The sequence below is a fragment of the Haloechinothrix aidingensis genome (assembly GCF_013450155.1).
Lineage (GTDB): Bacteria > Actinomycetota > Actinomycetes > Mycobacteriales > Pseudonocardiaceae > Haloechinothrix > Haloechinothrix aidingensis.
The window spans coordinates 164,419-190,590 of the sequence record NZ_JACCKD010000005.1; the positions used below are offsets into that span (position 1 = coordinate 164,419).

The 26,172-nt window shown below is 69.6% G+C and carries 24 protein-coding genes; 11 read left to right on the forward strand and 13 right to left on the reverse strand.

All coding sequences use genetic code 11. The annotated features are described in order from the left end of the window. Positions 1-112: 112 nt before the first annotated feature. Both H0B56_RS15045 and H0B56_RS15050 read left to right on the forward strand, forming a co-directional pair. Complete coding sequence (locus tag H0B56_RS15045) at positions 113-1,351, forward strand: lipase family protein (RefSeq protein ID WP_180893690.1); 1,239 nt, start codon at positions 113-115, stop codon at positions 1,349-1,351. 78 nt (positions 1,352-1,429) lie between these two features. After that, complete coding sequence (locus H0B56_RS15050) at positions 1,430-2,161, forward strand: spermine/spermidine synthase domain-containing protein (RefSeq protein WP_180893691.1); 732 nt, start codon at positions 1,430-1,432, stop codon at positions 2,159-2,161. Between the two features lie 66 nt (positions 2,162-2,227). Here H0B56_RS15050 and H0B56_RS15055 read toward each other — a convergent pair whose 3' ends face one another. The 4 genes from H0B56_RS15055 to H0B56_RS15070 form a co-directional block, all read right to left on the reverse strand. Beyond that, entirely contained in the window at positions 2,228-2,791 is a 564-nt protein-coding gene (locus H0B56_RS15055) for a DUF305 domain-containing protein (RefSeq protein WP_343063912.1), read from the reverse strand. Positions 2,792-2,880: 89 nt separating this feature from the next. Beyond that, positions 2,881-3,282 carry a hypothetical protein gene (locus H0B56_RS15060; RefSeq protein WP_180893692.1) on the reverse strand — a complete coding sequence of 134 codons (402 nt, stop codon included), beginning with the start codon at positions 3,280-3,282 and terminating at the stop codon, positions 2,881-2,883. Between the two features lie 48 nt (positions 3,283-3,330). Next, positions 3,331-3,735, reverse strand: coding sequence for a hypothetical protein (locus H0B56_RS15065; RefSeq protein WP_180893693.1), 405 nt, complete (start codon positions 3,733-3,735; stop codon positions 3,331-3,333). A gap of 522 nt (positions 3,736-4,257) precedes the next feature. After that, positions 4,258-5,238 carry an Acg family FMN-binding oxidoreductase gene (locus H0B56_RS15070; RefSeq protein WP_180893694.1) on the reverse strand — a complete coding sequence of 327 codons (981 nt, stop codon included), beginning with the start codon at positions 5,236-5,238 and terminating at the stop codon, positions 4,258-4,260. Between the two features lie 269 nt (positions 5,239-5,507). On the opposite strand from H0B56_RS15070, the gene H0B56_RS15075 reads away from it, so the two are divergent. Next, on the forward strand, positions 5,508-6,524 hold the full coding sequence (locus H0B56_RS15075) for a DUF3048 domain-containing protein (protein WP_180893695.1): 1,017 nt from the start codon (positions 5,508-5,510) through the stop codon (positions 6,522-6,524). A gap of 42 nt (positions 6,525-6,566) precedes the next feature. Here H0B56_RS15075 and H0B56_RS15080 read toward each other — a convergent pair whose 3' ends face one another. Both H0B56_RS15080 and H0B56_RS15085 read right to left on the reverse strand, forming a co-directional pair. Then, entirely contained in the window at positions 6,567-6,929 is a 363-nt protein-coding gene (locus H0B56_RS15080) for an Hsp20/alpha crystallin family protein (protein ID WP_180893696.1), read from the reverse strand. Between the two features lie 65 nt (positions 6,930-6,994). Beyond that, positions 6,995-7,813 carry a sigma 54 modulation/S30EA ribosomal C-terminal domain-containing protein gene (locus H0B56_RS15085; protein ID WP_180893697.1) on the reverse strand — a complete coding sequence of 273 codons (819 nt, stop codon included), beginning with the start codon at positions 7,811-7,813 and terminating at the stop codon, positions 6,995-6,997. 283 nt (positions 7,814-8,096) lie between these two features. On the opposite strand from H0B56_RS15085, the gene H0B56_RS15090 reads away from it, so the two are divergent. The 4 genes from H0B56_RS15090 to H0B56_RS15105 all read left to right on the forward strand — a co-directional run bounded on the left by H0B56_RS15090 (position 8,097) and on the right by H0B56_RS15105 (position 11,400). Continuing rightward, positions 8,097-8,939 carry a nitroreductase family protein gene (locus tag H0B56_RS15090; RefSeq protein WP_180893698.1) on the forward strand — a complete coding sequence of 281 codons (843 nt, stop codon included), beginning with the start codon at positions 8,097-8,099 and terminating at the stop codon, positions 8,937-8,939. A gap of 102 nt (positions 8,940-9,041) precedes the next feature. Continuing rightward, a complete protein-coding gene (locus H0B56_RS15095) occupies positions 9,042-9,350 on the forward strand; it encodes a hypothetical protein (RefSeq protein ID WP_180893699.1) in 309 nt (102 codons plus the stop codon). Positions 9,351-9,451: 101 nt separating this feature from the next. Beyond that, the gene (locus H0B56_RS15100; RefSeq protein WP_180893700.1) at positions 9,452-10,051 is read left to right on the forward strand and encodes an ArsR/SmtB family transcription factor; all 600 of its coding nucleotides are present in this window, start codon (positions 9,452-9,454) and stop codon (positions 10,049-10,051) included. Further along, positions 10,048-11,400, forward strand: coding sequence for an MFS transporter (locus H0B56_RS15105; RefSeq protein WP_180893701.1), 1,353 nt, complete (start codon positions 10,048-10,050; stop codon positions 11,398-11,400). The genes H0B56_RS15100 and H0B56_RS15105 overlap by 4 nt, the downstream gene beginning before the upstream one ends. Positions 11,401-11,967: 567 nt before the next feature. Here the strand turns inward: H0B56_RS15105 and H0B56_RS15115 are convergent. From H0B56_RS15115 to H0B56_RS15135, 5 genes are all read right to left on the reverse strand, one after another. Next, positions 11,968-12,147, reverse strand: a complete 180-nt coding sequence (locus H0B56_RS15115) for a hypothetical protein (protein WP_180893702.1) — start codon at positions 12,145-12,147, stop codon at positions 11,968-11,970. Positions 12,148-12,391: 244 nt separating this feature from the next. After that, the gene (locus H0B56_RS15120) at positions 12,392-12,955 is read right to left on the reverse strand and encodes an Rv1733c family protein (RefSeq protein WP_180893703.1); all 564 of its coding nucleotides are present in this window, start codon (positions 12,953-12,955) and stop codon (positions 12,392-12,394) included. A 506-nt stretch (positions 12,956-13,461) separates the two neighbouring features. Beyond that, positions 13,462-13,854, reverse strand: coding sequence for a DUF302 domain-containing protein (locus tag H0B56_RS15125; protein ID WP_180893704.1), 393 nt, complete (start codon positions 13,852-13,854; stop codon positions 13,462-13,464). A gap of 216 nt (positions 13,855-14,070) precedes the next feature. Beyond that, positions 14,071-16,305 carry a heavy metal translocating P-type ATPase gene (locus H0B56_RS15130; protein ID WP_180893881.1) on the reverse strand — a complete coding sequence of 745 codons (2,235 nt, stop codon included), beginning with the start codon at positions 16,303-16,305 and terminating at the stop codon, positions 14,071-14,073. A 103-nt stretch (positions 16,306-16,408) separates the two neighbouring features. Beyond that, positions 16,409-17,683 carry an MFS transporter gene (locus tag H0B56_RS15135; RefSeq protein ID WP_425484535.1) on the reverse strand — a complete coding sequence of 425 codons (1,275 nt, stop codon included), beginning with the start codon at positions 17,681-17,683 and terminating at the stop codon, positions 16,409-16,411. Positions 17,684-17,816: 133 nt separating this feature from the next. Between H0B56_RS15135 and H0B56_RS15140 the strand changes: the two genes are divergently transcribed. Genes H0B56_RS15140 through narI form a run of 4 tightly spaced genes read left to right on the forward strand, consistent with a single transcriptional unit; the run spans position 17,817 to position 24,350 of the window. Next, the gene (locus H0B56_RS15140; protein WP_219632787.1) at positions 17,817-21,464 is read left to right on the forward strand and encodes a nitrate reductase subunit alpha; all 3,648 of its coding nucleotides are present in this window, start codon (positions 17,817-17,819) and stop codon (positions 21,462-21,464) included. Then, positions 21,464-23,023, forward strand: a complete 1,560-nt coding sequence (narH, locus tag H0B56_RS15145; protein WP_180893706.1) for a nitrate reductase subunit beta — start codon at positions 21,464-21,466, stop codon at positions 23,021-23,023. The genes H0B56_RS15140 and narH overlap by 1 nt, the downstream gene beginning before the upstream one ends. Further along, positions 23,020-23,649, forward strand: coding sequence for a nitrate reductase molybdenum cofactor assembly chaperone (gene narJ, locus H0B56_RS15150; RefSeq protein ID WP_180893707.1), 630 nt, complete (start codon positions 23,020-23,022; stop codon positions 23,647-23,649). Before narH ends, narJ begins: the two co-directional genes overlap by 4 nt. Beyond that, on the forward strand, positions 23,646-24,350 hold the full coding sequence (narI, locus tag H0B56_RS15155; protein WP_180893708.1) for a respiratory nitrate reductase subunit gamma: 705 nt from the start codon (positions 23,646-23,648) through the stop codon (positions 24,348-24,350). The genes narJ and narI overlap by 4 nt, the downstream gene beginning before the upstream one ends. 8 nt (positions 24,351-24,358) lie before the next feature. Here the strand turns inward: narI and H0B56_RS15160 are convergent, their stop codons facing one another. Together H0B56_RS15160 and H0B56_RS15165 are read right to left on the reverse strand one after the other, a co-directional pair. Next, on the reverse strand, positions 24,359-25,132 hold the full coding sequence (locus H0B56_RS15160; RefSeq protein WP_180893709.1) for a tyrosine-protein phosphatase: 774 nt from the start codon (positions 25,130-25,132) through the stop codon (positions 24,359-24,361). A gap of 78 nt (positions 25,133-25,210) precedes the next feature. Continuing rightward, positions 25,211-26,158 carry a universal stress protein gene (locus H0B56_RS15165; protein ID WP_180893710.1) on the reverse strand — a complete coding sequence of 316 codons (948 nt, stop codon included), beginning with the start codon at positions 26,156-26,158 and terminating at the stop codon, positions 25,211-25,213. Positions 26,159-26,172: the final 14 nt, after the last annotated feature.

The window sequence follows — 26,172 nt, forward strand, 5'->3', positions numbered from 1 at the left end:
AGTTCCGGAGCTCCCGGTAACGGGCTCGTATCCGGCCGTCGAGGCCGCCGTTGGTCGGGACAGCACAGCGAGCGGCTCGCGCGAGCAGCCGGGCACGCGGAGAGGAGTAGCCATGCGACGCACAGCGCACAGGGCCACAGCGCTGTCCGTGACCACAGCCGTGACGGCGGCGGTACTCACTGGGGCACTGGCCGGCGCGGGCGCCGCGACGGCGGAGTCCGGGTCGTTCTACCAACCGCCGTCCCCGCTGCCGGACGGGCAGCCGGGGGACGTCATCCGGCACGAGGAGATGCCGTTCCACCTCGACCCCGCACAAGGTGTCGAGTCACCGGCGGACGCACACCGGATCATGTACCTGAGTACCGATGTGGACGGTGATCCGATGGCGGTCACCGGGACGGTGCTGACCCCCCGCGACCCGTGGTTCGGCATCGGTCCGCGCCCGGTCGTGGGGCTGGCCCCGGGCACGCAGGGCATGGGCGACGAGTGCGCCCCATCGCGCCGCATGGAGGACGGCACCGAGTACGAGAGCGCGTTCGTCTCCGGGCTGCTCGAGCGAGGCTACGGCGTGGCTGTCACCGACTACCAGAACCTCGGCACTCCCGGAGACCACACCTACGTGATCCGCGAGCCGCAGGCGCACGCCGTGCTCGACGTGATCCGCGCGGCGCAGGGTCTGTCCGAGGCAGGACTTCCCGGGTCGGGTCCCGTCGCGACGGCGGGCTACTCGCAGGGTGGCGGAGCATCGGCGGCCGCTGCCGAACGCGCACCCGACTACGCGCCCGAGCTCGACCTGCGCGGCAGCTACGCGGGAGCGCCGCCCGCCGAGCTGTCCTCGGTCGCCGAGAGCCTCGACGGCGGGCACGCGGCGGGCCTGCTCGGTTACGCCGTGCTGGGCTTCAACTCGGCCTACCCGGAGCTCGACATCGAGTCGCTGCTCAACGAGGAGGGCCGGCGGCTGGCCGACGAGGTCCGGCAGGAGTGCGTCGAGGAGACCTTTACCAAACACGCCTTCACCCGCTCCGAGGACCTCACGGCCGACGGCAGGCCGATAACCGCCTACCTCGACGAGGAGCCCTACCGGTCACGCGTGGCGGAGAACCGGCTCGGCAGGACCGCGCCGGAGGCACCCACACTGGTGCTGCACTCCCGCGTCGACGACATCGTGCCCTACGAGCAGGGCAGGCAGATGGCCCGCGACTGGTGCGAGCAGGGCGCGAACGTCCGGTTCAAGACACTGACCTCGCCGACCCATGCCGGCGCCGTTCCCGAGGCGTCGATCACCGCGTTCAACTGGCTGGAGGCGCGCTTCTCCTCGTTCCCGCACCTCGGCAACTGCGGCACGTTCTGACGTAGCACCTCCGCCCACCGGCCTCCCGGCGGCGGCCCGTTAGGCTGCGTGGATGACCCCACGACAGCGGCACACCCGATGAGCGCGCGGTTCCAGGAGCTCGACTGGCGGCACACCTCGATGGGTGAGCTGGTGCTGCGCCGGCGCTGGGACGGCACGGTGGGCAGCGAGGTCTACGAGGTCAAGCTCGATGACGAGTACCTGATGTCGAGCCTGTTCACCGTTGCCGAGGAGGCCATCGCACACCGGGCGCTCGAGGAACTGAGCGGAGCCGGGCTCGACATCGCCGTAGGCGGCCTCGGGCTCGGCTACACCGCGCTGGCCGCGCTCCGGGACGAACGGGTCGGTTCCCTGGTCGTCGTCGACGCCCTCGCCGAGGTGATCGAGTGGCACCGGCGGGGACTGGTTCCCGCCGGTGCGGAGCTGGCAGCCGACCCGCGGTGCACGATGCTGCACGGCGACTTCTTCACGCTGCTCGAGCAGGGTTCGGGCCTGCGGCCCGGCGCAACGGACAACGGCACCTTCGATGCCGTCCTCGTCGACATCGACCATTCCCCGCGTCACCTGCTGCACCCCGACCATGCCGGGTTCTACCGGGCCGAGGGCCTCGGCCGCCTCGCGGCACACCTGCGTCCCGGCGGGGTGTTCACGCTCTGGTCGAACGACCCGCCGGACGACGAGTTCACCGGAGCGCTCACCGGATGCTTCGCCGAAGCCGGCGCCGAGGTCGTCCGGTTCCCCAACCCCCTGCAGGGCCGCGAGGCGACCGCGACCGTCTACCTCGCACGGACGCACCCGCGGTCGGAGTGATCAAGCGGTGGCCGCCTGATCATGGTCGGCTCAGCGGACGGAACACCACCAGGATCACGACGGCGGTCAGCGCCGGCCGAGCATCTCCCGCATCGTGTCGATCTCTGCCTCCTGGACCTCGATGATGTCCTCGGCCAACTCGCTCGCCTCCGGACTGGTTCCCTCGGCCAGCTGGGCGTTGGCCATATCGATGGCACCCTCGTGATGCTCGACCATAATCTCCATCCACATTCGGTCGAACTCGGCACCGTCACTGCGTTCGAGCATGGCCATATCCTCTTCGGACATCATTCCCGACATTTCGTGATCGGTGTGCCCATCGCCGGACACAGGAACGGACTCGCCCCACCTTTCGAGCATCGTCGTCAGGGCCTCGATCTCCGGTTCCTGTCCCTGCCGGATCTCCTCGGCGAGCTCGATCAGTTCCTGGCTGTCGCTGCGGTCGGGCACCAGGTCGGCCATCTCCACGGCCTGCTCATGGTGCGGCATCATCTCCGTGGCGAAGGCGACGTCCGCTTGGTTGAACCCGGCGTCTTCGGCCTCCTCGGCGACGTGGTTACCGCATCCGGTGAGCAGCGCACCGGACGCCAGGATCGCCAGGGGCATCATGACTCGTTCACGTGTGAACACGCTTCATCCTCCGTTATCGGTAATGCGTGCTGATACATACGGGTCTCGGCCGTGCGCGGCACGGCTCGCGGCGCGAGCGCCACGAGCCTCTACACCCGGATCACGCACACCGAACGGAGGATCTCCTTACCGTCGCGCGCGGGAGGTGGTCGCACCCGCGCCAGGTGGCCGCCGGATCTTGGCAGGATCGATGTGTGCGGCCACCTGCCTGCGCCCGGGCCGAGCGTCCCGAGCGCGGTCGCGAACGCGGCCAGCACCGCCAGGCACAGGTGCAGCAGATCATGCGGGCCCTGCCCGTCATGAGTACCGGGCTCCTGCCGCTCGGTAGGCACATGCGACTGGCCATCGTGTGATGGCGCGGCGGAGGCAGCGGGGACCGGGGCGGCGTGTTCCGGTGGCCCGGAAACGAGGTGATGCATGACCAGCGTGCCGGCCGCGACGGAAAACAGAAGTGCCAGTCGCGCGACCGTCTCCGCACCAGACCCTCGCATGGCCCAACTGTAGCGGGACTCGCCCAGGAACTTCGCGTCAGGCGAGGCTCAGCGACCCGTGCCCTCCGTCCACGCGACCAACGCGGCGAGCGCAGCCGCCGCGGCCGTGGAACCTCCGGCCGCCGCCAGCACGAGACCGCGCCGGACACGCGGCAGCCGACGCCAGGAGCCGACGGTGGCCAGGGCGTCCACGGCGTCGGCCGTGCCGCCGGCCACGAGCCAACCCGTCACCGGTTGGTCGCTGAACGCGCTGGTGACCGTGCCGGCGCCGATGGCGACATCCCGCGCACCGAGGGCCCTCCCGAGCACCGCGCTCGACTTCTGCGGGCGGACGCGCCCCACCCACAGCGTCACCAGCGTGTTCGGCTTGGCCAGCGCGAACAGTCCCACACCGACGCGCAGCGCGCCGGAAAGCGCGGTCAACCGTCGCACCGTGATCGTGCTCTCGCTCATTCGACCCGTCCCTTCGTCTCGCCCGCGGGTAGTCTCGCACTCACGATCACGCGTCGCACACCGACCGCCCCGGCGCCCTCTTGGCAGTCGCCGCACCGACGGAAGCCGGCCGGGACAACCCTTCAACATACCGAACGCTGCCTGCCGAAACCCGTGCACGCGCGATCCGCCGTCGTGACGGGCTTCCGACTCGTCACAGGGCGTACCGGTACCGTCCCGCGCGCCCTCGACGCTCGACGGGACGACACCCGTGTACGGGCTCGCGTGACCCCAAGCGTGCATCAGGACCAACCGCACCCCGCGATCGGCGGCCTCCCCCGCACCCCACCGGATGGTTTCGAGCGCGTGCCTGCCCCATCCACACCGACGACGACCGGCAGTTTGGCGTGTACCGGGTTGCTCGTCGTGTCTCCACACGTCGTTTCGTGTTGCCGAGTTAATGCGGTGGTCCGGTCGTCGCCTGCGGCAGGAGTCCCCGTGCCGCAAGAACTTCCGGCCTACCCGGGCGCGACTCGCCCGACCTCACCGCAGAGCTCCCCGCGTTTCATTGCGGCGCAGGTAGTCGCGAAGGTCACGCGGGGACTCCTGGCCGGTATCGGCCGGGTACCCGAACCGCAGCAGGATCTGTGGGTAGCCGGTGATGCCAAGTCCGTCCCGGATACGGTCACGTACCTCATCGAGATGCAGCGGCTGGGTCAGGACGCTGCCCGCCAGCCCGCTCGCCACCGCGGCGAGCCAGGCGCGCTGCACGGCAGCACCCGCGCGCACCTGGTCGGCTGCCGTGTCCGTGTCGGTGGCGATGATCAGCAGCTGTTCGCCCGCCAACCGCCCGGCCAGCGTCGGTACGTCCGTTATCCGGGTGGTGGCGCGAACGAGCCCCGCCCACGGCAAGGTGTCACTTCCGGCCGCAGCACGACCATTGCCAGTGGCGCCCGCTACGTGACCCCCGTTCCACGCGGCGAGCTCCCGCTGGAGCGCGGCGTCGGCGCGCAGCACCGACGCCGCGTAGGTCAGTGCCTCCGCGACCCGTTCGATCTCTGGCGCCATCACCCGGTGTGCGCGAACGTCCTCGCCGGATCCTTCCCGGGCCAGAGCCGATGCGACGCCGGAGTCGACCTGCTGGCTGGTGAACGGCCTTCGGTAGCTACGCCTCCGGTACAGCGCACCGTAAAGTGCCATGTCGCCGTCATCGACGCTACGACGGGCCCCGGGGGTGATACGCGCGATCAGCGCGGGCCGGTCCGGTTCCGGGAACAGCTCAACGGCACTGCTCCACCCGAGGGACCGTGCGGCCACTCGCAGGTTGGTGACTGCCGCACCACAGGACAGCAACAGGTCGCGCCCGGTGGGGTCGTGTTGCCGCGGTGGACGGTCGGTCCATTCGAGCAGATCCACGCGCTCGGATCCGGACTCCACGATCCACGGCATGGTGTTGTGCACCGAGGGGGTCGTGCACAGTGCGCGGTCGAGTACCGCGAGGTCAGCGAGTGTCCATCCGGTCATTCCTTGCTCCTTCAAAAGGCGTCGAACACAACTGTCTCGACACCCGCTGGTGAGCCGGAAGGGCTTTACGGATGCACTACCAGGGACGTTCGTCCCGGATGGCGACAAACGTTCCCACCGGCGCCGGACCGCCTCCCCGGCAGGCATGTCGACGGCAGGCACGACCCCGCGACGCGCGGTAGGATCACCGCTGCCGCTGCCCCGGACGAAGTGAGGCGATGGTGACCGGTCGCGCGAAGAGTCTCCTTGCTGTCCTGATCGTGGCTGCCATGGGCGCAGCCGCGGTGATCGGCCTCGTGGTTCTCCTGGGTGACGACGACCCGGAACCGTCCCAGCCGGAACCGACGGCCCAGGAGACGGACGAGCCCGAACCCCCGCGTGCCCCGCTGACCGGTGAGGCGATCGACGACGAGTCCGACCTCGACCACCCGGCCGTGGCGGTCAAGGTCTCCGACGTCGAGCAGGCCCACCCGCAGGTGGGCGTGGACCGTGCCGACATCGTGTTCGTCGAGTTCCTCGGCGTGAACTACACGCGGCTGGCCGCCGTGTTCCACTCGGACCTCCCGGACGAGGTCGGGCCGGTGCGCTCGGTTCGCCCCTCCGACGCACCCCTGCTCGGGCCGATCGCTCCAGCCTTCGGCAACACGATGGGCTCCGAGTGGATCATGGACTACGTCTACGGTGCCGGTGAGCTCGACGACCTCGGCACCCAGCGCGTCTCCGGAAGCAATGCGTACACGCTGAACCAGCAACGTCCGCAGCCCGATCACGTCTTCGCCCATCCCGGCGAGCTGCTCGGCCTGACGGACTTCTCCGAGCCCCCCGAGCCGTACTTCTCGTACTCGTCCGAGGACGAGGCAAGCACAGCCGAGCAGGCGGGAGGATCCGGCTCCTCGGTGCAGCTCGCGTACGGCAGCGGCTCCCCGATCACCTGGACCTACGACGAGGAGAACGGGCAGTACCTTCGCGAGCACCAGCGCGGTGCACACGAGATGGCAGGCGGTGAGCGGATCAGCGCAACCAACGTCGTCGTCATCGAGGCCGAGGCTGAGACCGGCAAGATCGGCGACGGCGGTGGGCAACCGGTGCCGATCCAGGACCTCGTCGACAGCGAGGGGTCGTTCGTGGCCCTGTCCGGCGGATCCTCCGTGACCGGTACCTGGTCGAAGGGCGGCGAGAACGACCGGTTCGAGCTGCGCACCGACGACGGGGAGCAGCTCAGGCTCGCACCCGGCAACACGTGGGTCGAGCTACCCCAGCCGTCCACGGGCGTAACCACCGGCTGACGGGCCGCTCGAGCTCACAGGCCGGAACCGGCAGCGAACGGCTCAGCTCGCCACATCACCGCGCTGCCCGACCGCCACGACCGGCACCCGGACCTCCAGCATCCCCGGTTTGTAGCTGGCGCTGATGCCACCGGTGTCCGCGCCGGACGGCAGGCCGACACTCCTGGTGAGCGCACCGTGCCGTGCCCTCTCGCACCTCATGGTGACCAGCAGGGCGTCCCCGGAGGTCCAGATCGTGATGTCCGCCTTCGAGCCCGTGGCCGGAACGGTCACGTGAACCAGGTACATGCCATCGGTGTAGTACTCCTCGACGTGGCCGAGCTCGTGTGGGTACGAGGCGGCCGACCGGTCGGCATTCCCGCTCGCCTTCGCCGTGTCGTGCTGTGGCTGGCTGGTCACGATCATCGTTTGTCCATCCTCATTGTCGACCGCGGGCGATATGCGCACGGCTCCGCTGTACGCGGCTGGGGCTACCGGGTGGCCGGTAGTGCGGTGAGCAGCCCGAAATGGCCGTCGTAGCGGCGGTAGAGCACGCTCACGTTCTTGGTGTCGATGTCCACGAACGGGATGAACGGCAACCGGCCTGCGCCCAGCCGGTGCTCGGCCGTGCTCAGTGAGATCACGGGCGCATCGAGCGCGCCGGAGATGACCGGGTCCTGGGCCGGACGGCTGCGATGACGGTCGCTCGGCGATCCCTGGGTGAGGCGCGTACCGCCGCTGCCGTCACGCCAGAGGACGCTGTCCCGGCCGCTCTCCCTCTCCGTGAACAGGTGAAAGTTGTAGTCCCGGATGTCCATGTCGAACGCGGCATCGGACACGCTGCACACGACCGGGAGACATCGCTTGGTACGGATCGTGCTGGGACTGCGCACCGAGCGGTGCGCACCCACCATGCGCTGGATCGTCAGCTCGTGCCGCCCCCGGACGCTGTGCCGGAGCTTGTCTCCCCAACCCGCACCACGCAGCTCCGCGACACGCACGACCCGCTCCCGGAGTCGCTCGACGGCCCGGTCGACAGCGTCCGGACCGGTCGGCGCGCTCGCTTGTGCTCGGACGAACCACCCGTCGATGTCGACGTTCGTCTGGGCGATGACCGGCCCCGTCACGGCGACTTCCCAGTACCGCGTGAGCCGGACCCGTGCCGCCAGCACCGGCAAGGCGTCATCGGTGATCAACTCCGCGATGCGCGCGGCCGCGTAGTCGGCGGTGCCGGTATCCACCGCACCACGCACGGTCACCCGGACGTCCGGCACCGGGCGGTATGTCGCGTGCGGCAGTGTCGCGGTCATCGTGCTCCTCCAGCTGGCGGCGCGTGGTACGTGCAGGTCAGCACGCCCAGCGCATAGAAGGAACGTAACCGTCGGTCTGCGGGCCCCGGAAGAGTCGAAATGCCCTCACCGCGACGGACCTTCGCCGCTGCACCCGGAGGGACGCACCGCGCCACGGTGGCACCGGGCCGCGTCCGCGCGCACGGGCTATTACGGAACGGATACACGTTCGCACGGGAAGTGAAACAACCCTGTACCGGGGCCCGAACGGCGTGCTGTGATCGATAGCGATTGGAGGGGTGCGATGACGGTCTCACACACCGTGCCACCGCCCGACGTTCTCGATACGTTGAACGCCACAGTGCGCTACACCGCTCAACCCCTCGCAGGGGAGATTCCCAATCATTCCACAGTGGAGTCAGCGGTGATGCTGGCCGCGCGCGCTCCATCGATGCTGCACGATCGGCCGTGGCACTGTCGGGTCACGGGTACGACCATCGAGCTGCACGCCGCATCCCGGCGGACCGACACCAGCGAGGACCGGGGTGTGCTGGTCAGCTGTGGTGCCGCGCTGCACCATCTGATGGTCGCCTTCGCGGCGTTCGGCTGGGCCGCCACCGTCGTGCCGTTCCCGGCAGCGCGGCTCGCCATCATCGCGCGCGTATACCTGCACGAGGCAGAGCCGACCGACCACAGCATCCGGCTGGCGGCAGCGATCGCACGCCGCTGCCACGACGGTTCCGCGCGTGCGGCGAGCCCGGAACACGCCGCCGCGGGCCACCGCGCGGACCGGATCGAGGCGCTGCGCGCGTATCCCCCCGTCGCGGGCACCATGCTCACCCCGATCCACCATCACCCGGACCTCGACCACCCCGACGGCCCGGCCCGCTCTGCGGGTACCGCCGCGGATATCCGCGTGCCGCACCCCCGGCTCCCCGTGGACGAGACACCACCGCCCCCGGATCAACGGTGGTTCGCGCTGGCGACGCGGACCGATCAGCGGGAGGCACGGCTACGCGCCGGCCTCGCGTTGAGCACGGTGTCGCTCCTGGCGACCGAGCTCGGGTTGAGCTGCGAGGCGCGGGTCGCGCCCGCGCCGCGTGCCCGCAACGGCTCTATCCGCCACGTCCTGCTGCGGGTGCGCTGACCGCAGGTGTGGCTCGGCCCGTCACCCCGGCACGCCGAACCGGATCCGGGGGACACGGACCGTGTAACCAGGGACTTTCGGCCACTGTGCCCGCGGTGCCCGGTGAGCGAGTATGGAGCCGTGCACAACGAGCAGAACCCGCAGGCCGTGGTGGGCCCGCCAGGTGCGAGCGATGCGGAGCGTTCCCGGGCGGTACGGACCGTCGCCGCACACGCTACGGACGCCGGGGACCTCGAGCAGCTGTTGGACATGCTCGGGCTCGCCGCAGGCGAGGCGCGCGAGCCGGGAAGCGCGCCGGACCAGATCACCCGCGCGCACCGCGAGGCGCTCCGTGCCGCTCCCCGTAACCGCAGGTTGCTGGCTAGCGAGCTGGCGACCGTGCTCACCTCGGGATCGTCGCAGGAGCACTGACCGCACACGGGTCCGTTCCTGCTCAACCACCCGCGCATCCCCAGGTCCGCACGGGCAGCCCGGAATTTGACAAATGGTCGGCAGTTGCCGACCATTCTGCTATGGCAGACTGTACGGTATCCGCCGACCATAATTCGGCACCGGACTACGAGCTGGACGAGCAGCTGGAGCTCACCCACCCACGGCAGTACCGCGCGCTCTTCAACGAGACCCGCGCCGACATCGTCAACCTGCTGCTGGAACGCGCAGCGACCACCTCCGACCTGGCGCAGGCGCTCGGCAAGCCGAAAGGCACCATCGGACACCACCTCAAGACGCTCGCCGACGCGGGCCTGGTGCGGGTGGTGCGCACCAAGCGGGTCCGGGCGATCGACGCGATCTACTACGGCCGCACGGCGCGCGTGTTCCTCTTCGACCGCATCGGGGAGGCCACGAACCAGCCCCAGCGCACCATGGAGATCGCCTCCTCCGAGATCGCTCGCGTACCTGCCGGGTCCCAGCTACCGCAGACGGTCGGGTTGCGCCACGTCCGGATCCCCGCCGAGCGCGCGGAGGAGTGGAAACGCAGGCTCCACGAGCTCGTCGACGAGTTCGTCCGCGAACCACGGTCGGGCGAGGTCAGCTACGGCCTGCTTGTCGGGCTGTACCCGACCGATCGCCCGAGCCTGCCCACCCCGGAAGGTGCCGGGGAGGACGGGTGACCTGCCACGCCCCGGCAGAGGGGCGCCTGGGGGCGAACTACTGGAAGCTGCTGTCCGCGCACTCCTTCTCCAACCTCGGGGACGGGCTGCGGCTGGTCGCGATCCCCTGGCTGGCATCGGCCATCACGCGGGAGCCGATGTTGATCGCGCTGGCCACCGCGGCGGTGCGGGTGCCGTGGCTGGTGTTCTCGCTGCCCGCCGGAGTGATCACCGACCGGGTGGACCGGCGCCTGCTTGTCGCCTGGATGGATGTCGCGGGCGCCATCACGATGCTCGCCTTCGCCGGGATCGTGCTCGCCAACCAGGCGAGCATCGCCGATCCCGCCGCGCTGGCCGCGGGCACCGCCGGTCCTCCTGCCAACCAGGCGGTGCTGCTGGGCTTGCTGTACCTGACCGCGCTGCTGATCGGGCTCGCCGAGGTGCTTCGGGACAACTCCGCGCAAACGCTGATGCCATCGATCGCGCCGAAGGACCGCCTGGAGCGGGCCAACGGCCGCGTGTGGGGTGCGGAGATCGTGATGAACCAGTTCGTCGGTCCGCCGCTGGCAGGCGCGCTGCTGGGAGTCGCCCTCGCCCTGCCGTTCCTCGTCAACGTCGGCACCTTCGCGCTCGCCGCCGGGCTGGCGTTCGCGATCGCCGGGTCGTTCGCACCACGCGGTCCGGCCACCACGGGACGGATCGCCTGGCGCACCGAGATCGGCGCGGGGCTGACCTGGCTGTGGAACCATCGCCTGCTGCGGTCACTGGCGCTGATCCTCGGGGCCCTGAACGCGATGGGCACGATGGCCGTGTCGATCTACGTACTGTTCGCGCAGGAGATCCTGGAGCTGGACGCCGGTACGTTCGGGCTGTTGCTCACCGGTACCGCCGCAGGTGGGGTGCTGGGGTCGTTGCTGGCCGCCCGGATCAGCGGCGTGATCGGCCCCGGCCGGGCACTGTTCACCGCGATGCTCGGTATGGGGCTCGGCTACGGTGTCATCGGGCTCGCCCCGGTCGCCGCGCTGGCGTGGCTGATGCTGCTGGTCATCGGCTTCCTCGTGGTGCAGTGGAACGTGGTCACCGTGTCCCTGCGGCAGAGCATCGTGCCCGACCACATGCTGGGGCGGGTGAACTCGGTGTACCGGTTCTTCGGGTGGGGCATGATCTCGGTCGGCAGCCTGCTCGGAGGCTTGGTGGTCTCGGCGGGCGAACCGCTTCTGGGGCGCGAGTGGGCGCTGCGCACACCCTTCCTGCTCGCCGCAGCTGTACATCTCGCGCTGCTGGTCTACGCGCTACCGCGCATCAACAACCGGCGCGTGCGCGAAGCAACGTCGGCCCAGGAAGCCGGTGGGCTCATCGGGACGACGTAGGCATTCGCCTCGAGGTGCGCTACCGAACCAGGTGCCCGTGTTCGTGCGGGACGCTCTCGATGTCCTCCGAGGTCCGGTCGGTCAAGCGGTGCGCCGGCCCGGACAACGCCCTGGAGGTCGCGAGCTTGCCACCGATCCCGGACCGTTCGTATCTTGTGTATCCAGGCGCGCGATTCCCTCCGCGAGGATCGAATCGTCGTCATGGCCGCGCGGCACCGCACGTGCTCGCGTGATGTTCTCGTGCTCGCCGATGACGACGTCGACGGTCCGTCTGTTGCTAAGTATGGCTACTCCTTGCCTTGTGGTGACGAAGCCCGAGCGATGGCCCCGCGCCCGTGACCCCATACCGTAAGCTCCGCCGGTAGCGACCAAGCCAGGAGCGATTCGGGGCGAGAGGTCCGTGAGGTCTCCGCCTCGGCGTTGGCGGTGGTTCTCCACTGGCACGCATCCCCACATCCAGTACATCTGTCGCGCGAGACGACCATGACCGCCGCATCAGAGTGCGCGGTATCCCGGGGTCGAAGCAGGTTGCCGCACAGGTACCGACCGGTCGAGTGCAGGCAGGACTCAGCTCGAAGCGCCGAGCCCACCGATCCATCCCGCGACGCCGCTGACGGCATGTGGGATGTAGAACGGGAGGAGCTTGCCCCCGACCGTGTTCTGCAAGGCCATGCCGACGGCGATGCCGATCGTCGCGGCGAACGAGAGCCAGAACAAGCCGGACACGGCGATCACGATGGTTGCCACGCCGATCAGCACGACGGTGCCGAGCAGCGCGTGGCGGATCGAGCAGGCACACGGTGGCGGCTGACGTCGACCGGCACGACCCCAGCACAGGAGGTTCTGCGTCGTGGCCCCGGATAGGAACGATGCACGTCTACAGGAAGCGACGCAGCACCCCGGCATATACGCGCGCCAAGCACGACGCATTCATCCGGACGTCACAGTCACCAACCATGTCGGAGGAGGGGAACGTACCCGGAGCACTTCGTTACCGTTCCGCGCGCGGCGACGGCCCGCGCGCGATCACGCGCACAACCCAGTACAGCGCCACGCTGCCCGCTGCCACGACGAGCCAGAGTGCGATACCTGTTCCCGTAGCCCTGTCCTGTGCCTGTTCGGGGGTCAGTGGCGGCTCCACCGGTTCTCCGGCGGAGTCCACCCAGATCGGCAGCTCCATTCCCTCGGTCATACCGGCACGCACCGTGATGGTTCCTTCCTGACGTCCGGGACCGTGTGGGGACGGCCATGTCGCGCGGACGCCGGGACGGTTATCCGACATACGAACCGGCATCGCGACCCCGTGTGACGAGCGCGCGTCCTCCAACAACTGCGCCGTGACCTGAGAACGGGCCTCGTGTTCGGCATGGGAGAGCTCGAGCTGACGGTCGTGTACGGTGGACCCGACCATCACCGCAACCGGGATCGCGAGCAGGACCGCACCGAGGAGGACGGGCAGTACCCGTTCCGGGAGCCGCTCCGGTCCCCATCGACGCCGGATCCGAGCGGCGAGTGCACTCCACCGCCGGGCGTACCGCGCACCAACATCTCGCATGACAGGCCTCACTTCCGGTCGGTGTTCCAGCGGTCCGGAAAGCCGTGCTCGCCGGCGACGTATACCCCGCTCGCTGGACTCGTCCGGCCTGCGGCTCACCGGTGTGTCGAGGAGAACGGATGCGCCGGCTTCGTACCTAGGGCCGCGCGTCCCTGACGGAAAGGCCCTTCGACCCGTTGGTCCGCGAGCGGCGTAACACCGAAACACCGGCCGGGTCCGTGAACGACGAGCGTTCGTCTCCGGATCCGGGGACCTTTGCCTCCAGAGGGCAGGGTGGTCGCGCGCGATACTGGCCATGCCGGGTCAGCCTGGCAGCCCGCCCGAGGAACCTGTCAGGTTCGACAGCCCGTTCGCGAACGGGCTGGACTGGCCCAACGTCGCACGACCGGGAAGTCCGACCTCGGGCGGGACCTTCCTGACCCTCGCGGCGCAGCGGCGGACCGACCCTCGCACCGCCGGGAGAGTCTCCGGTATCCGATCGCGCGGCCGGACCAATGTGGGTGACGCTACCCCGCCACCGCGTCCAGTGCGGCCTTGATCCGCTGCTGCGCCTCGTCGGCCATCGGCTGCAGGGAGCCGTTCTCGGGTACCGCTACCATCACCTGCGGCTGGAGTGCTTGCACGATCGTGCGACCGTCCTCCTGTGCCCGGACGACGACGTTACAGGGCAGCAGTAACCCGATGTCGCGCTCGACATCGAGCGCCTGCTGCGCGAGATGGGGGTTACAGGTACCCAGGATTACGTAGCTTTCCATGTCGTGGTCGAGCTTGCTCTTGAGTGTCGCCTGTACGTCGATCTCCGTCAGGGTGCCGAATCCCTGCTCCTGGAAACACTCCTTGACCTTCGACACGGCACGGTCGTACGGGAGGTCAACGGTGACGGTGGTCGCGTAGTCCATGTGTGGGCTCCTTACCCGACGAATATCAGTTCCCGCCCTGACCGGCTCGTGCCGACGCTGCGCACCATATACGGGTCGGGGTACGTTCAGCGTAGCGAGGTGATCACACCGGCATCAATCAGGCGCGGTACCTCGACGGGGTGCGATAGGAACTGATCACCAGCCGCTGCGCATCCGGCGAGCCGGCTCACGGTGTTCGCCCGATGTCCTTCCGCATCAACTCCTACCGGGACTTCCCCCTGCATGGCTGTCTCGCCCGCCTGCGGCAAGGGTGAAGTATGCCTCCTCCTCCTGCGCGAAGTGCAGGGTGAGGATGGCATCCAGCCCGTACAGGGTGGCGCGCAGGTCGTCGACCTGGTCCTCGGCGATGCTGCCGCGCCCATCGGCCAGGTGCCGCCGCAGCCGGCGCGCGAGCCGGCCGATCTCGGTGTGCGCCCTGCTCATCGTGATCGTCCCTTCCGGACCTCCGAGCAGCTCGGCCAGCGCGGGATACAGCATCGTCTCCTCGGCGTGCTCGTGCGGGAGCAGCTCGGTCGTCAGCAGCTCATCCGCGTGCCGCACGGCCAAATCGGCTTCCGGTCCCGGGCCCCTCGACAACGCGTCGGCTGCCTGCCGCACTGCGGCACGTGCCGCGTGTAACCCGTCGTGCTCGCTCGCGAACCGGCGCAGCAGGGCGTCCACGTGCGCCGGTGTCCGCCGGATACGGCCGCGCACCGCGCGCAGCGCGTTGAGGATCACCGCCACGTCGATAGCTTCCTGTGCCAGCGCGCCTGCGACAGGGACCAGCCAGCCCACCGCCGCCGCGCTCATCGCCACCAGCGACAGGGCGGTGCCGATCAGCGCGCTCTGCACGGCCAGTCGCCGCGAGCGCCGTGCGACGTCCATGGCGTCGGCGAGGCGGTCGATACGGTCGTCGGTGATGACGGCATCGGCCGCCTGCACCGCTGCCGTCGACCCGCGCGGCCCCAGGGCCAGCCCCACATCGGCGGCGGCGAGCGCGGGTGCGTCGTTGACGCCGTCCCCGATCATGACGGTCGCGCCACGAGCCTGCTCGGCGCGCACCCTGGCGATCTTTTCGGCCGGGCCTGCCTCGGCCTGCACCTCGTCGACGCCGAGCACGCTCGCCACTTCCGCCGCATTGGCGACTCGGTCACCCGTCAGCAGCACCACGCGCTCGACACCGACGTCGCGGAGCCTGCGCATCGTGCCCGCGGCGTCAGGCCGGATGTTGTCGCGGACCATCAGTGCTCCCACCGGCTCGCGGTCGAAGGTCACCCAGATGATCGAGGCAAGATCGAGTTCGCCACGTCGCGCTACGCCCCGAGCCCATCCGGGCAGCACCGTCGCTTCGGGGACCCGCCCCACGGTGACCTGGCGCTCGCCCACCGTGCCGCTCACCGCCCAACCCGGCCGCTCGGTGACCGAGAACGCCGGTGCGGGCTCGATTCCGGCGCGCCCTGTGGCACGCACCACCGTGGCAGCCAGCACGTGGGACGAGTAGCGCTCCACCCCGGCGGCCGCGCCCAGCACCTCGGCGACTGTGACACCCGGCGCGCACACGACGTCGACCACCTCGGGCCTGCCCGCGGTCACCGTGCCGGTCTTGTCCATCACGACCGAGCGAGCATGGCCGAGCTTCTCCAGAGCCGCCCCGCCCTTGACGACCACCCCGGCACGGGACGCGCGGGACAGGCCACCGGTCACCGCGATCGGCACCGCGAGGAGTAGTGGGCACGGGGTGGCGGTGACGAGTACCGCGACGGCCCGTACCGGATCCCCGGACAGTGCCCACGCCGCCCCGGCGATGCCCAGCGCGAGCGGGAGGAACCACACCGCCACATGATCGGCGATGCGCGCGACAGGGGCGCTTCCTGCCGCGGCCTCCTCAGCCAGGCGCACCATGCCAGCGTAGGTGCTGGCCTCCGCTGTCGCTGCCGCCACCACGTCCACCGCGGCACCGGCGTTCGCCACGCCACTGCGCACGGTCTCGCCTGCCGCGCGGGTCACCGGCGCCGCCTCGCCGGTCAGCGCCGACTCGTCGAACACGCCCTCGGCGGCGAGGGTCGCGTCCACCGGAACGATCTCCCCGGGCAACACCACAACGAGATCGCCAGGGGTTACCCGATCCACGGCGACCGTGACGATCTTCTGCTCCCGTCGCAGGAGTACCCGGCCAGGCGCGCGTGACAGGAGCGCCGACAGGTCGCGGCCGGCCCGCCGCCGGGCCGCGGCCTCCAGGGTGCGGCCGGTGGCTACCATCAGTGCGATGACCGCCCCGGCCAGGTACTCACCGACGATCAGGGTGCTGGCCAGCGCAAGCACCGCCAGCAGGTCGGCGCCGTACCGTTTGCGCCGCAGGTCGGCGATGACCCACCCCACCGCGGGTAGCAGGGCGGTCCCCGTCGCTACCGCCCACAGCACGCGGGCGGGTAGCGTCTCGACCCACCACATGAGACCGCCCGCGGCCAGCAACGCCGCGACGCCGACCAGCAGCAGGCGATCCCGGGACAGGCGCAGCCGCACGGCGACCTCCTTCACGCGCTCGGCGCATGCCTCATCGCGGCGACCTGCCCGGACCCGCCTCGCGCGGCACCATCCGGTCCAGCGCAGCTTCTGGCACGCGCTGCCCCATCCGGCTGATCAGTATCCCGACCACGAGGGCCGTGCAGGCCAGTAAGCCCAGGCCCACGGCGTAACTGTCCAGCCACCCGTAGAAGGCACCCATCAGCAGCGGCGGGACGAACCCGCCCAGCCCGCCTGCGGCGCCGACGAACCCGGTGACCGCACCGACGCGCTCCGGGCTGGTCAGCAGCGCTACGAGCGCGAACGTCGCCCCGGCTCCCGCGCCGAGCGCGGCGGCTATGACCAGCAACAGGACGGTACCGAGCGGCATGAGCGGCGGTGCGAACGCCTGGAGCGCAGCGCAGGCCGCCACGGTGCCGTAAGCCCCGGCGAGCACGCGCGTCGGGTGCAGCCGGTCGGACAGCCACCCCCCCACCGGCCGTGCGACCACGGCCACCAGCACGAACCCGCCCATCCGGCCGGCCGCGTCGGCATCGGCGAGACCGTAACTGTTCGACAGGTACGTGGGCAGGTACACCGAGAACGCGACGAACCCGCCGAAGGACAGCGCGTACACGCCCGACGCCCGCCACGTGACGGGCAACCGCACGGTGCTTGCCAGGCGCCGGATCACCGACCCCCCGGAGATCTGTCGCCCCGGGGCATCCCGCAGCAGCCACGCGGCGATGAGCGCGTACGCGATGAGCACCGCGGCGGCCAGCAGGAACGGGAAGCGGATGTTGACCGTGTTGACCAGCGGGACCGTGGTCAACGCCGCGATCGCCGAGCCTCCCATCCCCGCGCCGTAGATTCCCAGCGCCAGGCCGCGCCGGTGGGCCGGGAACCATGCGTTGACCACGGGGATCCCGATCGCGAACGCCGTGCCGCCGATACCGAGCACGAAGCCTCCGGCCAGCAGCGCGGCGAAGCTCGCGTGCCCGCCGAGCCCGATGAACAGCACCGGCAGCACCGTGATCAGGGAGACCGCGGGAAACATCACGCGTCCACCGAGCCGGTCGGTGAGCGCGCCCACCGGGATGCGGCCCAGCGACCCGACGATCACAGGGACGGCGACGACCATAGACAGTTCGAAGGCGCTCAGTCCAAGGCCCTGCTCGAACCGCGGGCCAAGCGGGCTCAGCAACGTCCATGCCCAGAAGTTCAGCGCGAAGCCGAGTGTGGCAAGGACCAGTACCTGCCACGCCGCGCGGCTCACGCGCGGTCGGGGACGGCTGGATGCGGGCATGCGGCTCGCGTATGTGGTCATGCCCACCAGGTTGCGGTGCGCAACCCTCGCCGGCCTAGGGTGCTACGGCCCCTCGCGCGGCACCCTAGGACCATCGCGGATGGGGCCTTTCGTCTCTGTCTCCCGTACCGCCGGAAACAGCAGTCTGGAGACCATGACAGACCGACCGCTGCCCGCGTCGCGATTCTTCCGCCGCGCGGATGCGCCGGACAACGGCCATGCCCTGCACCTGACCGACAACTCCGACTGGGATCACTTCTACCGGGACCGATGGTCACACGACAAGGTCGTGCGCTCGACCCACGGCGTGAACTGCACCGGCTCGTGTTCGTGGAACGTGTTCGTCAAGGACGGTCTGATCACCTGGGAACACCAGGCGACCGACTACCCGTCCGTCGGGCCGGACTCGCCGGAGTACGAGCCTCGCGGATGCCCGCGCGGCGCCTCGTTCTCCTGGTACACCTACTCCCCCTCGCGCGTGCGCTACCCCTACGTACGGGGGGTGCTGCTGGAGATGTGGCGCGAGGCGCGCGGGCGGCTCGGTGACCCCGTCGCGGCGTGGGCCGAGATCACAGGCGATCCCGAGCGCGCCAGGACCTACAAGCGGGCCAGGGGCAAGGGCGGCCTTGTCCGGTCCAGCTGGGACGAGGTGACCGAGCTGATCGCCGCCGCGCAGGTACACACGGCCAAGGCCTACGGGCCCGACAGGGTCGTGGGCTTCTCGCCGATCCCGGCCATGTCGATGGCGTCGTTCGCCGCAGGAACGCGGTACCACTCCCTGATCGGCGGGACCCTGCTGTCCTTTTACGACTGGTACGCGGACCTGCCGATAGCCTCCCCGCAAGTGTGGGGCGACCAGACCGACGTCCCCGAGTCGGCGGACTGGTGGAACTCCAGCTACCTCGTCATGTGGGGCTCCAACATCCCGGTCACCCGCACGCCGGATGCGCACTTCCTCACCGAGGCACGCTACAAGGGCACCAAGGTGGTCGCGGTCAGCCCCGACTACGCCGACAACGTCAAGTTCGCCGACGACTGGCTGGCCCCGCTTCCCGGCACCGACGGGGCCCTGGCCATGGCGATGGGCCATGTGATCCTCACCGAGTTCTTCCGGGACCGCGAGGTCCCCTACTTCACCGACTACGTGCGCCGCTACACGGACCTGCCCTTCCTGGTCTCCCTCGAGACGCACGGGGACCGGTACCGCGGCGGCAAGTTCGTCACCGCCGCGGAGCTCGGTGACGGCACGGAGGGAGCCGAGTTCAAGACGGTGCTGCTCGACGACGCGACCGGCGCGCCGGCCGTCCCCAACGGCTCGCTCGGCTTCCGCTGGTCCGAGTCCGGAGCCGGCCGGTGGAACCTCGAGCTCGGCGAGGTAGACCCGGTGCTGTCGCTGTACTCGCGGGCAGACGAGCACGTCGAAGTCGAGCTCCCCCGGTTCGACAAAGGCGAGAGGGAAGGCGGGAGCACGCTCTGCCGCGGGGTACCCGCGATCCGGCTCGGCGACCGGATGGTAACCACCGTGTTCGACCTGCTGATGGCACAGTACGGGGTGTCCCGGTGGGGACTGCCCGGCGAGTGGCCGGACTCCTATCAGGACCCGACCGAGCCGTACACCCCGGCCTGGGCGGAGGAGATCACGTCGGTTCCCGCAGCGACCATCACGCGCATCGCTCGCGAGTTCGCCCGCAATGCAGAACGATCCGGCGGGCGCTCGATGATCGCCATGGGAGCGGGAACGAACCACTGGTTCCACTCGGACACAATCTACCGGTCATTCCTGTCCCTCGTCCTGCTCACCGGATGCCAGGGCCGCAACGGCGGTGGCTGGGCCCACTACGTCGGGCAGGAGAAGGCCCGGCCACTCACCGGCATGCAGCACATGGCCTTCGCGTTGGACTGGCAGCGGCCCACCCGGCACATGGCTGGAACGGCCTTCTGGTACCTGGCCACCGACCAGTGGCGTTACGAGTCCTTCGGTGCGGGAGAGCTCGCCAGCCCGCTCGGATCGGGGACGCTGGCAGGGGCGTCGTTCGCCGACTGCAACGCCAAGGCCGCGCGGCTGGGGTGGCTGCCGTCGCACCCGACGTTCAACCGGAACCCGCTCGATCTCACCGACGAGGCCACGGCAGCGGGGCGCAGCGTCGCCGAGCACATCGTGCACGAGCTACGCGAGGGTTCGCTTGCGTTCTCCGCGGAAGATCCGGATGACCCGGCCAACTTCCCCCGTGTACTGACGGTATGGCGCGCCAACTTGCTGGGCTCTTCGGGCAAGGGAAATGAGTACTTCCTGCGGCACCTGCTCGGCACCGATGCCGAGGTACGCAGCGAGGAGACCGAGGAGAGCGCTCGCCCGTGCGATGTGGCGTGGCACGACGGCGCGGCGGAGGGCAAGCTCGACCTGCTCACCGCTATCGACTTCCGGATGACCTCCACAGGACTGTACGCCGATGTCGTCCTGCCGACGGCCACCTGGTACGAGAAATACGACCTGTCGTCCACGGACATGCACCCGTTCGTGCACGCCTTCAACCCCGCGATCGCACCGCCCTGGCAGGCCCGCTCGGACTACGACACGTTCCTCTCGATCGCCGACCGGTTCGCCCCGCTCGCCGCGGAGCACCTCGGTACCCGCACGGACGTCCTCGCGGTGCCGCTGACCCATGACACGCCGGACGAGCTCGCCCAGCCGGGTGGCGTGGTGCGGGATTGGAGGCGCGGCGAGTGCGACCCGATCCCCGGGAAGACGATGCCCAAGCTGGTAGAGATCGAACGCGACTACGGCGCCGTCGCCGAGAAGATGCGCGCCATCGGACCCCTGCTGGACACGCTGGGCGCTACAACCAAGGGGATCACCTACGACGTCACGCCGGAGCTAGCATACCTGCGCAGCCAGAACGGTGTCCGTTCCGGCGGGGTGGTCGAAGGCCGGCCGTCGCTGTCCACAGCCGAGCGGATGTGCGAGGCCATCCTCGCCCTGTCGGCCACCACCAACGGCAGACTGGCCAGCCAGGGGTTCCGCAGCCTGGAACAGCGGACTGGAACCAGGCTGGCCGATCTCGCCGAGGAGCACGAGGGCAAGCGCATCACCTTCGGCGACACGAAGAAGGGACCCCAACCGGTGATCACCTCGCCGGAATGGTCCGGCAGCGAGAGCGGTGGACGGCGTTACTCCCCCTTCGTGATCAATGTGGAGCGCGAGAAGCCCTGGCATACCCTAACGGGTCGGCAGCACTTCTTCGTCGACCACGACTGGATCATCGAGCTCGGCGAGCAGCTCCCTGTCTACCGGCCGCCGCTGAACATGCACCGGCATTTCGGCGACCAGGGGCTCGATGGCGGAGCGGAGGTGACGGTCCGGTACCTCACCCCGCACTCCAAGTGGTCGATCCACTCCGAGTACCAGGACAACGCCTACATGCTCGCGCTGTCCAGGGGCGGACCCACCATATGGATGTCCACCGAGGACGCAGCCAGGATCGGCGTCCGGGACAACGAGTGGATCGAGTCGTACAACCGCAACGGGGTGGTCACCGCGCGCGCCGTGGTGTCCCACCGGATGCCGGAAGGCACCGTGTACATGTACCACGCCAAGGACCGTACGGTGAACGTGCCACGCACCGAGATGACCGGCAAGCGCGGCGGCGTACACAACTCGCTGACGCGCCTGCTGCTCAAGCCTACGCACCTCATCGGCGGGTACGGGCAGTTCACCTACGCCTTCAACTACTACGGCCCCACAGGCAACCAGCGCGACGAGGTGACCGTGATCCGGCGGCGCGGCCAGGAGGTGGAGTACTGATGCGACCGATGGCTCAGGTAGCCATGGTGATGAACCTCGACAAGTGCATCGGCTGCCACACCTGCTCGGTGACATGCAAGCAGACCTGGACCAACCGCGACGGCACCGAGTACGTCTGGTTCAACAACGTCGAGACGAAGCCGGGTATCGGCTACCCCAAGGGCTACGAGGACCAACGACACTGGCGCGGCGGGTGGGTCCTGGACCGGCGCGGCAGGTTGAAGCTGCGTTCCGGTGGCAGGGTGAAGCGGCTGCTGAGCCTGTTCGCCAACCCGACCCTCCCGTCGATCGACGACTACTACGAGCCGATCACCTACGACTACGACACGCTGATCAACGCACCCGCCGGCCCGTACACGCCGACCATCCGCCCCAAGTCCGCGCTGACGGGCAACGACACCGCCATCACCTGGGGCGCCAACTGGGAGGACGACCTGGGCGGCGCCGCCGAGAACGCCGGGGGCGACGTCAACATCGCCGCGATGCCGGCCGAGGCCGCCGAGCGCGTGCGGTTCTCCTTCGAGCAGACGTTCATGTTCCACCTGCCCCGGATCTGCGAGCACTGCCTGAACCCCGCGTGCGTGGCGGCCTGCCCGTCCGGCGCGATGTACAAGCGCGAAGAGGACGGCATCGTCCTTGTCGACCAGGACCGCTGCCGCGGCTGGCGGATGTGCGTCTCGGCCTGCCCCTACAAGAAGGTCTACCTCAACCACCACACCGGCAAGGCCGAGAAGTGCACGTTCTGCTTCCCGCGCATCGAGTCCGGCCAGCCGACCGTGTGCGCGGAAACCTGCGTGGGCAGGCTGCGCTACATCGGCCTTGTGCTCTACGACGCCGATGCCGTCGAAGCCGCAGCCAGCGTGACCGACCCCGGTCAGCTGCTCGAGGCGCAGCGCGGGATCTTCCTCGACCCGGAGGATCCCGCAGTGATCCACGCCGCACGGGCAGCGGACATCCCGGAGGACTGGATCGCCGCGGCCCAGCGCTCCCCCGTCTACCAGCTCGCGGTCCGCGACCGCGTGGCACTTCCCCTGCATCCGGAGTACCGCACCCTGCCCATGGTCTGGTACATACCGCCGCTCTCCCCGGTGCTGGACGCGGTGTCCGACGCCGAGGGGGACAACACCGACCCCGACCAAGTATTTCACGCCATCCGGGACCTGCGCATCCCCGTCGAGTACCTGGCGAGCCTGTTCACCAACGGCGACGCCGAGGTCGTGGCCGGGGTGCTGATGAAGCTCTCCGCGATGCGCGGCTACATGCGCGCGCGCACGCTGGACGGTTCGGTCGCGAACGAGCTGCTCGACGCGACCGGGATGACCGCCGACGAGATGGAACGGCTATACCGGCTGCTGGCGATCGCACCCTACGAGGAGCGTTACGTGATCCCCGCTGCCCACCACGAGGACGGCGCGCGGCTGGCGGGCCTGGACACCGGGTGCAGTCTCGACCGGCCGGGCGGGCCGGGCATGAGTGGCGCCCTGGAAGCGGCGGGCAAGGGTCCGGTGGACCTACCAATGCCCATCCCACCCCCTGCGAGGTCGGGAGGCAGGCGATGAGCCACCGGAGCACGACGCTGCAAGTCGTCTCGCTTCTGTTGGAGTACCCGGACGAGGAGGTGCTCGGGCAACACACCTGGCTGGCACAAGCCGCACGGAACCTGCCCGATCGTCACACGCGGGAGAACCTGCTGCGCTTCCTGGACTACCTCACCGCGACCGCGCCGATGGACCTCGCCAGGCACTACGTCGAGGTCTTCGACCTGCGCAGGCGCAGCTGCCTGTACCTGACCTACTACCTGCACGGGGACACCAGGAAGCGTGGCACGGCACTGCTGGCGCTCAAGCAGAGCTACCGCGCGGCGGGTCTCGTACCACCAACGGACGAGCTTCCGGACTTCCTCCCCATGGTGTGCGAGTTCGCCGCGCTGGCCGGGCCAAACCGCGGCGAGTCCCCGCTGCGCCAGCACCGCGCCGGTGTCGAGCTGATCCGCACCGCGCTGCACGACACGGGCTCCGCCTACGCGCACGTGCTCGATGCGCTCTGCTTGCTACTGCCGGACCTCTCACCCACCGGCTGGGACCGGTTGCGCAGGCTGACACGTGAAGGACCACCTTCCGAGGAGGTCGGTCTCAGCCCCTACGGGCCCCCGGAGATTACCCACGGAACGGAGGTCAGGACGTGACCGCATTCGACATCGCACTGTGGGGGATCGTCCCTTACATCGCGCTCACCGTGTTCGTGGTGGGCCACATCTGGCGGTGGCGGGTCGACCAGTTCGGCTGGACCACGCACACCACGCAGCTGCTGGAGAACCGGTGGCTGCGGCTCGGGTCACCGCTGTTCCACTTCGGTCTTCTCGCGGTGATCGCGGGCCACGTGCTCGGGCTGCTGGTTCCCGCGTCCTGGACGCACGCGCTCGGAGTCTCCGAGGCTGTTTATCACGCGCTCGCGGTGTGGGGCGGTGCCCTCGCGGGTCTCGCGATGATGGCGGGACTGGCCCTGCTGCTGGCTCGAAGACTGATCAACGGCCGGGTACGGCGCACGACCTCGAGCATGGACAAGGCCATGTTCACGGTCCTGGTCGTGCTGGTCGTGCTCGGCATGGTGCAGACCGTCGGGGTGAATCTGCTCGGCGGCGGGTACGACTACCGGGAGACTGTCGCGGTGTGGTTCCGTGGCATTTTCTACCTCCAGCCGGACGCATCGCTCATGGTGGGCGCGCCACTGGCCTACCAACTGCACGCGCTCGTCGCCTGGATCTTCATCGGGATGTGGCCGTTCACCCGGCTGGTGCACGCCTGGTCGGTTCCAATCGCCTACCTGTGGCGGCCGTACCTGGTCTACCGCAAACGCTCCGGCACCCCGGCCGGTGCGCGCCGGTAGCCGACCGGCTAGTCGTCCAGCAGGTACGCGCGCAGCCGCACGATCTCGTCGTCGCCGACGCCGTGCCTCCGCAGCCAGCCGCGCGCGCCCCCGTAGTGGCGCTCCAGCTCGTCCAGGAACGCCGCCATCGTCTCGGGCCGCGGCCTGTGCGCGTCAACGGGAATTCTGTCGATACCGTCGGCGTAGGTGGGTGAGGCCCGCAGCCGGTCGAGCACGGCCGTGATGCGCTCACCGGTGGCGACATAGTCGGCGATCACCGCGTCACGTTCGACCCCCGCGGCGGACAGGGCCAACGCGACCACGACACCGGTACGGTCCTTCCCCGCGGCGCAGTGCACCAGCGTCGCGCCCTCCTCGTCCAGCACCGAGCGGACGGCGGCGACCACGCTGTCCGGGCGCTCTGCCAGGTACCCCAGGTACATCCCGCACACGAAGTCGTCCGGGTACCTGCTCAGGATCCGCTCCCGCCTGGTGAGCAGCACGTCGGACGAATCGGCTGCGGAGCCGTCCGTCTCGGGAAGCATCGAATGGTACAGGTGGCGCACCTGCGGTACTCCGGTCAGCGCACCGCGGCCCTCCGAACGCACCTCGGAGCGCGTTCGCAGGTCGACCACGGTGCGGACGCGCCACTCCCGCACGAGAGTTGTCACATCCGCCTGCGACAGGCCGCGCAGGTTGTCCGCGCGCACCAGCTTCCGTTCGGCGATACGACGCCCGTCCTCGGTCGGCAGCCCGGCCAGGTCCCGGACGTTGGCGGCCCCGTGCAGTTCGATCCAACCCACACAACCATTCTTACGCGACGTCCCCGCGCTGCAGGGCAAGGGTGACCAGGCCGACATGCCGACCCCGGGAGACGGGTGTCACGCCTGCGCTCCGGAGCGCACGATCGCGACCGGTACACCCGCGTGGTGCAGCACCTTCTGGCTCACGGATCCGAGGCCCAGGCCAAGCAGCGGTCCCCGGCCGCGAGAGCCGACCACAATCAGTTCGGCGGGCGACTCCTCGCGACCCGCTTCCTCCAGCAGCATCTCGGCGGGCTTGCCGCGCCGGATCCGTACGGTCACCTCGACATCGGGGTACTTCTCCCGCCATCCGGCCAGCCGCTCGGAGGCGACCAAGGATTCCAGCTGACTTTCTTCCTCGTGCGAGGTAGCGATGGACAGCTCGGGCCAGTCGGTGTCGACCGTGGCCTGGTTCCACACGTGCACCGCCACGAGGGGGACGCCTCGCTGAGAAGCGGCGTCGAAGGCGAACTCGACGGCGGGATCACTCCGCCTGGAACCGTCGATCCCGACGACCACGCAGCCCGCGCCGTCCACATCGCCGAGGCCCACATCGGCGGGGGTCTCTCGGCCATCGCCGTCCTTCGGCACGACGACGACGGGGCACTCGCCGTGTGCCGCGAGCGTGACCCCCACCGACCCGACGAGCAGTCCCGCGAACCCGCCGAGCCCCCGGCTGCCGAGCACGACCAGGCGCGCGTTCTTGGACTCAGCTACCAGAGTCGCCGCTACCGGGCCGATACGGACGTTGGTCTCCACCTGGATGTCCAGAGCCTCCGCCAAGGCGGCATCTTTCGCCTCCGCCAACGTGCTCTCGCCCGCCTCCACCATGGCTTCGTCGAACCGTTCCTTCGGTGGAGCCGGGTAGCGCGGCAGAGTATCGGGGATGTAGCAGACATGCACGAGCGAGAGAACGGCTCCCCGCCTGCGGGCTTCCCTGGCGCCCCAGCAGGCCGCTCGGCGTGCGGAGTCGGATCCGTCCACACCGACAAGGATGGTGTGGCGTGCATGGGCGTTACTGGTCATGATGCTCCTTCCGT

Excerpts from the sequence above, each read along its gene's own strand:
- H0B56_RS15045 (WP_180893690.1), top strand. The coding sequence starts at position 113 with ATGCGACGCACAGCGCACAGGGCCACAGCGCTGTCCGTGACCACAGCC.
- H0B56_RS15050 (WP_180893691.1), top strand. The coding sequence starts at position 1,430 with ATGAGCGCGCGGTTCCAGGAGCTCGACTGGCGGCACACCTCGATGGGT.
- H0B56_RS15060 (WP_180893692.1), bottom strand. The coding sequence starts at position 3,282 with ATGCGAGGGTCTGGTGCGGAGACGGTCGCGCGACTGGCACTTCTGTTT.
- H0B56_RS15065 (WP_180893693.1), bottom strand. The coding sequence starts at position 3,735 with ATGAGCGAGAGCACGATCACGGTGCGACGGTTGACCGCGCTTTCCGGC.
- H0B56_RS15070 (WP_180893694.1), bottom strand. The coding sequence starts at position 5,238 with ATGACCGGATGGACACTCGCTGACCTCGCGGTACTCGACCGCGCACTG.
- H0B56_RS15075 (WP_180893695.1), top strand. The coding sequence starts at position 5,508 with ATGGGCGCAGCCGCGGTGATCGGCCTCGTGGTTCTCCTGGGTGACGAC.
- H0B56_RS15080 (WP_180893696.1), bottom strand. The coding sequence starts at position 6,929 with ATGATCGTGACCAGCCAGCCACAGCACGACACGGCGAAGGCGAGCGGG.
- H0B56_RS15085 (WP_180893697.1), bottom strand. The coding sequence starts at position 7,813 with ATGACCGCGACACTGCCGCACGCGACATACCGCCCGGTGCCGGACGTC.
- H0B56_RS15090 (WP_180893698.1), top strand. The coding sequence starts at position 8,097 with ATGACGGTCTCACACACCGTGCCACCGCCCGACGTTCTCGATACGTTG.
- H0B56_RS15100 (WP_180893700.1), top strand. The coding sequence starts at position 9,452 with ATGGCAGACTGTACGGTATCCGCCGACCATAATTCGGCACCGGACTAC.
- H0B56_RS15120 (WP_180893703.1), bottom strand. The coding sequence starts at position 12,955 with ATGCGAGATGTTGGTGCGCGGTACGCCCGGCGGTGGAGTGCACTCGCC.
- H0B56_RS15125 (WP_180893704.1), bottom strand. The coding sequence starts at position 13,854 with ATGGACTACGCGACCACCGTCACCGTTGACCTCCCGTACGACCGTGCC.
- H0B56_RS15130 (WP_180893881.1), bottom strand. The coding sequence starts at position 16,305 with ATGTGGTGGGTCGAGACGCTACCCGCCCGCGTGCTGTGGGCGGTAGCG.
- H0B56_RS15135 (WP_425484535.1), bottom strand. The coding sequence starts at position 17,683 with ATGACCACATACGCGAGCCGCATGCCCGCATCCAGCCGTCCCCGACCG.
- H0B56_RS15140 (WP_219632787.1), top strand. The coding sequence starts at position 17,817 with ATGACAGACCGACCGCTGCCCGCGTCGCGATTCTTCCGCCGCGCGGAT.
- narH (WP_180893706.1), top strand. The coding sequence starts at position 21,464 with ATGCGACCGATGGCTCAGGTAGCCATGGTGATGAACCTCGACAAGTGC.
- narJ (WP_180893707.1), top strand. The coding sequence starts at position 23,020 with ATGAGCCACCGGAGCACGACGCTGCAAGTCGTCTCGCTTCTGTTGGAG.
- H0B56_RS15165 (WP_180893710.1), bottom strand. The coding sequence starts at position 26,158 with ATGACCAGTAACGCCCATGCACGCCACACCATCCTTGTCGGTGTGGAC.